The sequence below is a fragment of the Yoonia sp. genome (assembly GCF_965660735.1).
In the GTDB taxonomy this organism is placed as follows: Bacteria; Pseudomonadota; Alphaproteobacteria; order Rhodobacterales; family Rhodobacteraceae; genus Yoonia.
The window spans coordinates 40110-49079 of the sequence record NZ_CBFIBD010000022.1; the positions used below are offsets into that span (position 1 = coordinate 40110).

General features: G+C 60.0%; 10 protein-coding genes. 3 read left to right on the forward strand and 7 right to left on the reverse strand.

Translation table 11 applies throughout. From position 1 onward, the window contains the following. Positions 1 to 60: 60 nt before the first annotated feature. On the forward strand, positions 61 to 1263 hold the full coding sequence (locus ACTG4B_RS09725) for a Coenzyme F420 hydrogenase/dehydrogenase, beta subunit C-terminal domain (protein WP_439155499.1): 1203 nt from the start codon (positions 61 to 63) through the stop codon (positions 1261 to 1263). A 14-nt stretch (positions 1264 to 1277) separates the two neighbouring features. On the opposite strand, the gene ACTG4B_RS09730 is transcribed toward ACTG4B_RS09725, so the two are convergent. Further along, complete coding sequence (locus tag ACTG4B_RS09730) at positions 1278 to 1736, reverse strand: Lrp/AsnC family transcriptional regulator (RefSeq protein WP_439155500.1); 459 nt, start codon at positions 1734 to 1736, stop codon at positions 1278 to 1280. A gap of 136 nt (positions 1737 to 1872) precedes the next feature. Here ACTG4B_RS09730 and ald point away from each other — a divergent pair, with 136 nt between their 5' ends. Continuing rightward, positions 1873 to 2991 (forward strand): alanine dehydrogenase, encoded by a 1119-nt coding sequence (ald, locus tag ACTG4B_RS09735; protein ID WP_439155512.1) that lies wholly within the window; start codon positions 1873 to 1875, stop codon positions 2989 to 2991. 55 nt (positions 2992 to 3046) lie between these two features. Here ald and mscL read toward each other — a convergent pair whose 3' ends face one another. Beyond that, positions 3047 to 3475, reverse strand: a complete 429-nt coding sequence (gene mscL, locus ACTG4B_RS09740; RefSeq protein ID WP_439155501.1) for a large conductance mechanosensitive channel protein MscL — start codon at positions 3473 to 3475, stop codon at positions 3047 to 3049. A 154-nt stretch (positions 3476 to 3629) separates the two neighbouring features. Here mscL and ACTG4B_RS09745 point away from each other — a divergent pair, with 154 nt between their 5' ends. Then, entirely contained in the window at positions 3630 to 4328 is a 699-nt protein-coding gene (locus ACTG4B_RS09745; protein WP_439155502.1) for a glutathione S-transferase family protein, read from the forward strand. 13 nt (positions 4329 to 4341) lie between these two features. Here ACTG4B_RS09745 and ACTG4B_RS09750 read toward each other — a convergent pair whose 3' ends face one another. The 5 genes from ACTG4B_RS09750 to ACTG4B_RS09770 form a co-directional block, all read right to left on the reverse strand. Beyond that, positions 4342 to 4788 (reverse strand): YtoQ family protein, encoded by a 447-nt coding sequence (locus ACTG4B_RS09750; RefSeq protein ID WP_439155503.1) that lies wholly within the window; start codon positions 4786 to 4788, stop codon positions 4342 to 4344. An 18-nt stretch (positions 4789 to 4806) separates the two neighbouring features. Next, on the reverse strand, positions 4807 to 5454 hold the full coding sequence (locus ACTG4B_RS09755) for a class I SAM-dependent methyltransferase (RefSeq protein WP_439155504.1): 648 nt from the start codon (positions 5452 to 5454) through the stop codon (positions 4807 to 4809). A gap of 71 nt (positions 5455 to 5525) precedes the next feature. Further along, complete coding sequence (gene pheT, locus ACTG4B_RS09760) at positions 5526 to 7922, reverse strand: phenylalanine--tRNA ligase subunit beta (RefSeq protein ID WP_439155505.1); 2397 nt, start codon at positions 7920 to 7922, stop codon at positions 5526 to 5528. A gap of 74 nt (positions 7923 to 7996) precedes the next feature. Continuing rightward, a complete protein-coding gene (locus tag ACTG4B_RS09765; RefSeq protein ID WP_439155506.1) occupies positions 7997 to 8425 on the reverse strand; it encodes an ASCH domain-containing protein in 429 nt (142 codons plus the stop codon). Positions 8426 to 8537: 112 nt separating this feature from the next. Further along, positions 8538 to 8970 (reverse strand): hypothetical protein (locus ACTG4B_RS09770; RefSeq protein ID WP_439155507.1); only part of this gene is annotated, 433 nt, incomplete at its 5' end.

Here is an 8970-nt window from a genome sequence, read left to right on the forward strand (position 1 = left end):
GAAAGGGGGCGGTCGGCAGTTCATGCTGGACAGTGCCATCTGCCCCGCTAGGCTGGCGGCATGATAACTCCCCCCGACTTTCGTGAACCCGCACCGCGTGGCCTTTGCACTGATTGCGGGGTGTCGCGCATGGCCGACCCTGCGGCCTGCGGCAAGGCCTGCCAGTTCATCAAACCCGACTATCCCGCGCTGGAAACACAGGTCCATGGGCGGGTCGCCCGAACCGATGGGGATGAACGGTTCTTTGGCGTGACGGGGGCCATGTATCGCGCCGCCTTGCAGCCGCCACGCGAAGGGGCGCAATGGACCGGGCTGACCACACGGCTGGCCGAAAGGCTGTTGGAAACCGGGGCTGTGGATGCGGTGCTGACGATGGTGCCCGATGCCAAAGATCGCTGGCGCCCGCGGCCTGCGATCATCACCGCCCCCGCCGATATGGCCGAGGCACGCGGGATGCGCATGGGCTATGCCCCGCTGCTGGCGCTGCTTGAACCGGCCCGTGATGCCGGACACAAAAAGATCGCGGTGATCGGCATCCCTTGCCAGATCTACGCACTGCGCGCGCTAGAGACGAAATTGGGGTTTACCCGCATCTACGTGATCGGCACGCCGTGTTCCGACAACACCACGACCGAGAGTTTTCACGGCTTTCTGGCCCGGCTGACCGACGTGCCCGACACCGTCACCTATCTGGAATTTCGCGCTGATTATCACGTGGAACTGCGGTTCACCGATGGCACGAAACGGCTGATCCCGTTTCTCAAGCTGCCCATTTCGGATCTGCCGCGCGATTTCTTCCCACTGACTTGCCGGACCTGCGTGGATTACACCAACCGGTTGGCAGACATCACCGTGGGCTATATGGCCGGCGAAGGCGACCAATGGTTGATCGTGCGCAATGCACGTGGCCAGGCCATGCTGGATGCACTGGGAACCGAAGTGCGGACGACCGCGCCCGGATCACGCGGCAATCGCGTTGGTGCGGTCAAGGGATTTATCGAAAACACCCGGCTGGCGGCGGGCGGTCTCCCGCTACGCCGGATGCCGGATTTCATGCGCGGCATCATGGGCTGGCTGATGCCGCGGATCGGGCCGCGAGGCCTGGAATTTGCGCGCGCACGGCTGGAAATGAAAGCAGCCGAAACAGTGCTGCACCTGCAACGCGAAGAACCCGCCAAGGTCAAGAACATGGTGCCGGAACACGTGTGGAACCTTGCCGCGCCCTATGGTCTGGGGCCAGACGACAGCGCGGAAAACCCGTAGACATCCCCCCTGCGTCATACAGGCAACGCCGTTGTATTGCGCACGGTCCGCAATGCGAATGACGACTGCATCTGCGCCACCCCCGGCAGTGTCGCCAGATAGCGGCGATGGATGCGGGCAAAATCCTCGGTATCGCCCGCCACGACCTTGAGCAGGTAATCCGCCGTGCCTGCCATCAGGTGACATTCCAGCACATCCGGCACCAATGCGACGGCCCGTTCGAATGCGTCCAACACCTCGTCTGCCTGACCGCTCAGGGTGATTTCCACAAATACGGTCGTCGGCCGCCCTAGTTTGCGCGGATCGACCAGCGCGACATAGCCGCGAATATAGCCGTCCTTTTCCAACCGCTGCACGCGGCGATGACAGGCCGACGCAGACAGGTTCGCCCGCTCTGACAGGTCTGCATTCGATATCCGGCCTTCGCGCTGCAACACCTGAAGGATTCGCCGATCAATGCTGTCGATATCCATATCCTGCACAATCTTCCGACTAAACAATCATATCACGCAAGAAGCTACCGATATTTCTGCAAACAACCAAGAGAAAACCCCAAAAATTGCTCTGCCGCTCACCGATGATGAAAGACACATGAGCGGAGGAAAACCCATGCACATCGGATGCCCGAAAGAGATCAAGCCACAAGAATTTCGCGTGGGCCTGACACCTAATGCCACCCACGAGGCCGTCGTCCACGGTCACACGGTCACGGTTGAGACAGGCGCAGGCATTGGCGCAGGCTTTACTGACGAAGACTATACCGCCGCCGGGGCAAACATCGCCCGGACTGCGGCAGATGTATTCGCCACCGCCGACATGATCGTCAAGGTCAAGGAACCCCAGCCCCTCGAGCGCAAGATGCTGCGCGAGGGACAGATCCTGTTCACATACCTGCATCTGGCCCCTGATCCTGACCAAACCCGCGATCTGATGGCCTCGGGCGCGACCTGCATCGCCTATGAAACCGTCACGGATGATCGCGGCGGCCTGCCCCTGCTGGCGCCCATGTCCGAGGTCGCGGGCCGATTGGCGCCGCAGGTTGGCGCGTGGACCCTCCAAAAGGCAAACGGCGGACGCGGCGTGCTGATGGGCGGTGTTCCCGGTGTGGGGCCTGCCCAGGTCGTCGTGATCGGTGGCGGTGTCGTCGGAACCCATGCCGCCCGGATTGCCGCAGGCATGGGTGCGGATGTCACCGTTCTGGACCGGTCCCTGCCGCGTCTGCGCTATCTTGACGATGTGTTCGGCGGCACCTTCAAGACTTCGTATGCCAGTGCCGGCAACACGATCGATCTGGCGCGCACGGCGGATATGATCATCGGCGCCGTGCTGATCCCCGGTGCGGCAGCACCCAAACTGATTTCGCGCGCGCAACTGGCCGACCTGAAACCGGGTGCGGCACTGGTGGATGTTGCGATTGACCAGGGCGGCTGCTTCGAGACGTCAAAGGCAACGACTCATCAGGACCCGATTTATGAGGTTGACGGCATCATGCACTATTGCGTGGCAAACATGCCCGGCGCCGTGGCCCGGACATCGACTATTGCACTGGGCAATGCCACCATGCCGTTCATGCTGGCACTTGCCGACAAGGGCTGGCGGCAAGCCTGCAAAGATGACCCGCACCTTTTGAACGGTCTGAACGTGCACACGGGCGCCGTGACCTATGCCGCCGTCGGTAACGCCCTGGGGCTTGAGGTGATGACACCTTCCGACGCGCTCAAGGCGTAAGGCCAGACAGGCCCGCCTGGAAATGTCGGGCCTGTTAATTGATCTGCGACTGGCGCTATTTCTTCAGCGTGTCGCGGATGTCGATCAGGATATCCAGTTCGGTCGGGCCTTTGGGTGCTGCGGGCGCTGCCTCTTGCGGGGTCTCGCTCGCGGCTTTCAATCTGTTCACGCCCTTGACCAGCATGAATACCACGAAGGCGATGATCAGGAAATTGATGCAGGCTGTCAGAAACGCACCATAGGCGAAAACGGCCGCCCCAGCCTCGCGGGCGGCATCAAGGCCGACACCAGCGGGCACATCACCTGACAGCACCACATACATCGATGTGAAATCGACGCCACCAAGGATCAAGCCGATGACCGGGTTGATCAGGTCCTTTACCAGGCTCGACACGATTGCGGTAAAGGCAGCCCCGATGATAATCCCGACGGCAAGGTCCATGACGTTACCCTTGGCGATGAAGTCCTTGAATTCTTTAATCATGATTATGTTTCCGGATGGATTGTCTGAGATGTCGATTAATGGTTTTCGCGCGATTGCGCACACTCATACCTAAATCAGCCCACATGACCACGCCTTTTCTTTGCGGCCAGCGCAGAATATCCATGCCGTTGAAACCCCTGATGAGGCATCCAAGATGACCGATTTGTCACAATTTCCGATCACGGCACGCTGGCCTGCGAAAAACCCCGGCATTATCCAGCTTTATTCATTTCCGACACCTAACGGGGTCAAGGCATCCATCGCGCTGGAAGAAATGAGGCTGGATTATGAACCGCATCTGGTCACGCTCAGCGATGCAGATGTCAAAAGCGATGCGTTCCTTTCGCTGAACCCGAACAACAAGATCCCCGCCATCATTGACCCCGACGGTCCCGATGGCCCGATCGGACTATTCGAGAGCGGCGCGATCCTGCTGTATCTGGCCGAAAAGACCGGCAAATTCATTGGTGAAACGGCCAGCGACAAGGCCCGGATCACCCAATGGCTGATGTTCCAGATGGGCGGGCTGGGCCCAATGCTGGGACAGATGGGGTTCTTTTTCAAATTCGCCGGCAAGGATATTCCCGACGACCGCCCCCGCGACCGGTATCGCGCCGAGGCAATACGCCTGCTGGCCGTGGTCGAAAAACAACTGGAAGGGCGCGACTGGATCGCGGGCGACTATTCCATCGCAGACATGGCGATCGCACCCTGGATCAACGTGCTGGAACTCTATGGCACCAAGGATATCGTGGGTTATCACGACCTGAAAAACGTGCCTGCCTATGTCGACCGCTTCTTTGCGCGCCCCGCCGTGGACAAGGCACGCAACATCCCCCCGCGCCCTGCATAAAGACGGGCGGGCGCTATGGCAGCGTGCCTTCCAGCACATAGCGCAGGATATCAACAACCTGCTGCGGCTCTTTCACGACGGCAAGTGCCGCGGCATCCACCTCTTTCAAGGGGTGCTGGTGTTCGTCCTGATGCATCACGATCAATGATTTTCCCAACGCGGCGGCCATGCCCGCATCGAACGCCGCGTTCCACTGCTTGTATTTTTCGCCAAAGCGGACAACGACGATATCCGCCATCTCGATCCCGTGGCGGGTGCGGATCGCGTTCAGCTTCGCGCCTTTGTGATCGTGCCAGAACTTGTCGGGCTCTGCGCCCATGATCGCCACGCCGCAATCGTCGGATGCCGCGTGATCGGTCACCGGCCCCGTGAACTGCAGGTCCAGTCCTGCTGCCCCGGCAATGATCTGGTCGCGCCAGTCAGTATGGATTTCACCGGACAGATAGATTTGCAGTGTCATTGGTCATACTCCTTTTATTCATTCAATATTAGCGCCTGATCCCTTGCTGGCCACCCCCGGTTTACGCGCAACGATATAGCGGGCGGGCGCCGCGAAATCACCGCTTTCGACAATCTCGAACCCTGCATCGCGTACGGTCTGTTCCAACTCGGCGGCACTGAATTTTCGCAAATAGGGCGCTTTGCCCAGCATTTGCGCGACTGGAATCACAGCCCCGATCAGTGTCCACTTCAGGCCGCGCCCTTTCAGTGTCGCAGTCTTGGAAATGAAATGTCCACCGGGCGTCAACAGGTCGTATATCAGCGCCATGCGCCGTTCCATGTCCGGCACAAGATGAAACAAGCTATGCGCGAGGATCGCATCATACGCCCCGTTTTCCGGCAGATCGCCCGCGACGTCGAATGTGAGGCCGTCCCCCGCCACCGGCAGCTTGCCGCGCGCGATACGGATCATTTCGGGGGATATGTCAGTGGCAAGGTAACTTGCCACGTCAGGCGCAAGCAACACAGCGGTTGACCCCGTCCCGCAAGCGATTTCCAGCACGTGATCGGTCGGGCGCAGATAACTGCGGGTCCGGCCAAGGGTATATTCATAGGCCCCGATATCCGAAATCGGCGACTGTGCATATTTTGGCGCGGCCTTGTCCCAGAATTCGGCATCAGCCATGATCCTACCCTTCTTCTGTTCAAAAATACCTCCGCCGGAGGCCAAGGTTTTGCAAAAACCTTGAAATCTCCTCAGCCGCGCAGGACGCCGCCCGTGGCCTTGGTCACCTTATCCACGATCTTCGCGCTGACGGTTTCGATATCAGTATCCTTCAGCGTCTTGTCTGTGGGTTGAAGCCGCACCGTGACGGCCAGCGATTTCTTGCCCTCGCCCAGACTGCCGCCGATGAATTCGTCAAACACCCGCACATCCGCGATCAGCGCCTTGTCGGCTCCAGCGGCGGCATTCACCAGCGCAAGCGCCTCGACCTGCGCATCGACAACAAAGGCAAAATCGCGCTCGACTGCCTGCAAATCCGTCGCGGCCAGTGCAGGCCGGGTCGTTGTCTTGCTGCGCGGCAGCGGGACTTCATCCGGCCAGATGGTGAAAGCAACGGCAGGGCCCTTGATATCCATCTCTTGCAGCACCTTTGGGTGCAATTCGCCGAACACCGCCAGCACCTTTTTCGGACCAAGGCAGATCTTGCCATGGCGACCGGGATGCCACCAGCCCTCGGCGCCGCGCAGGATCTGCACCTTTGCCGGCGCACTGATCGCGGCCAGCACAGCCTCTGCATCGGCCTTCGCATCATAGAGATCGACAGGGCGCGATGTGCCATGCACGTTCTTTGGGCCAGTCTTGCCAATCAGAACGCCGGTGACCAGCATATGCTGTTCACCCGGTTCGCCACCGTGGAAACCGGCACCGACCTCGAACAGGGCCATATCCGTGAAACCGCGCGCCTGATTGCGGGCTGCGGCGCGCAAAAGACCGGGCAAAAGGTTGGGGCGCATATGCGACATTTCCGATGAAATCGGATTTTCCAGCATCGTCGCGTCATCGCCGCCGCCAAACAGCGTGGCCGCCTGCGCATCGACAAAACTGTATGTCACACATTCATTATACCCCAGCGCCGCCGCCGTCCGTTTCGCGGCCTGCTGGCGCACCTGCGCTGGCGTCAGGATCGGCTTGGGCACGCCCGGTTCAGTGCGCGCCAGTGGTTTGCCAACCAGCTTGGTCAGCGACGCGATGCGCGCGACCTCTTCCACCAGATCGGCCTCGCCCTGCACGTCAGGGCGCCAACTGGGAACATGGGCCATGTCGCCTTCCAGTTGAAACCCTAGCGCCGTCAGCGTTTCGCGCTGCGTCGCTTCGGGGATATCCATGCCGACCAGCGAAATCACGCGTTTGGCATCCAGCTTGTAGGCACGGGATGTGTCGGGCACCTGCCCGGCCTGGATCAGTTCCGACACTTCGCCACCGGCGTGGTCGGCGATCATGCGCACCGCATGTTCCAGACCTTCGGGGGTAAAGGCCGGATCGACGCCCCGTTCGAACCGATAACGCGCGTCGGAATTGATTTTCAGCGCACGGCCCGCATAGGCGATCTGGACGGGATCCCAATAGGCGCTTTCGACAAAGACGTTGACGGTGTCCATCGTGCAGCCGGTATCCAGCCCGCCCATGATCCCCGCGATGCTTTCGGCGCCGTTGTCATCGGAAATGACCATCTGTCCTGCTTGCAGCGTGTAGGTTTTATCATCCAGCGCGGTCAGGGTTTCGCCACCTTTGGCGCGATGCACCCGCAGGTTGCCGGCGACCTTATCCGCGTCAAACACATGCAGCGGGCGGTTCAGGTCATAGGTAAACCAGTTCGTCACATCGACAAGGAAACTGATGGGGCGCAGCCCGATGGCGCGCAACTGCTGTTGCAGCCATGCTGGGCTTGGGCCGTTCTTGACACCCCGGATCAACCGACCACAGAAAAGCGGGCAGCCATCCAGCGTATCGTCATCAATGGACACTTTCAGATCAGACGTGAAACTGGCGGGCACCGGATCGACCGTCAGTGGTTTCAGCGTGCCAAGCCCGCGTGCGGCAAGATCGCGGGCAACGCCGCGCACGCCCAGCGCGTCGGGGCGGTTCGGGGTGATCGCGATCTCGATGACCGGATCGACCGTTGCCGGATCGTTCTGTGCGAGCCAGTCGGCAAAGCTCTGTCCGACCTCGCCCGAGGGCAGTTCGATGATACCGTCATGTTCCTCGGACAGTTCCATTTCGCGTTCGGAACACATCATGCCATAGGATTCGATGCCACGGATCTTGCCCACGCCAATCGTCGTGTCGATGCCGGGCACATAGGTGCCGGGCGACGCGATCACGACGGTAATGCCTGCCCGCGCGTTGGGCGCGCCACAGATGATCTGCGTGGGGCCGTTTGCGGTCTCGACCTGACACACCTTCAACTTGTCCGCATCGGGGTGTTTTTCTGCCGACTGCACATAGCCGATGGTGAAATCCGCCAGCCGTTCGGCGGGATTTTCGATGCCTTCGACCTCTAGCCCCAGATCGGTCAGGGCGTCCGCGATATCCGTAACAGAGGCGGTCGTATCAAGGTGATGCTTGAGCCAGGAAAGGGTGAATTTCATCGAAATATCCAGCGTATGTTGTGTTGCACCTGCCTTATCGGATTACGCGGGAATGCGAAAGACCGTAGGGCCGGCTAGAGTTCGCGGCCCGACAGATCCTCGACCAGTTCGAAATGTTCGAACACCAGCATCATTTCGGGGTCGAAGCCGCCATTGCGCTTGAAATAGGCCTTGTGCGCCTTGCGCCATTTCTCAAGGCTGTCATCCTCGCCCTCGGCCAGCGCCATGGCTTCGGTCACGTCGCAGAAGCGGACTTCCTCAACCCCCGTGGTGCGGATGACCAGCGCGGGCGTGCCATCCCAGTTGGCGGCAATGTCGCAGCGGCCCACGACGGGCATCGCGTCGGGATCATCGGCAAAATCCGACGCCGCCGCACAGGTCGCACGTTTCTTGCCTTTGCGGACAAGGGCGATCAGATGCTGGCAAAGTTCCGGCCCGTCGCCAAAGCGGAAAGTACCCGCGCCGGGGTAGGTGACTTGCAGGTCTTCGATGTCGTGGGACATTTGGTTTTCCTATCGAAACAGAGGGCTGCGTACGGACCTCGGGGTGGGTGCGAAGCGCCCTCCCCATGGGGGAGGTCCGGGCGCTGCCCGGCGATGCCGGGCGGGCTTTTATTCATTGGTCTTGCTGGGCGGAAGCAACAGCTTCATCGGATGCTTCTGCACCTCTATTGAGCCTGTTCCACGCCATCCTATGCCGAAGTCTCTCATACTGAAATCTCGGTTGGGTTAAGAATAGTTCCGATTTCAACTGTTCACGTAGCGTGCCAAGCGCATCGCTCAGCTGTTTTACGAGGTGCTGTTTACCTTCTGGCGTCCAGCTGTTGCGATCCGCTTCCCGCAGAGCAAGGAAGCGTTTGTAGAACTCATCAGATATTATGATCGCGATCGGGGATGCATGCAGCAAGAAGTCAGGACTGGCTTTCTGAAACTTCTCATACGCCTCAACTATAATTTCTGAGCGTGGATCATCTAGTCGGTGCATGAGTTCCCGCCCCAACTCGTACGAGGCGGCAAAGTAGTTGCTATAGGACTTTCTCCGATGCTCC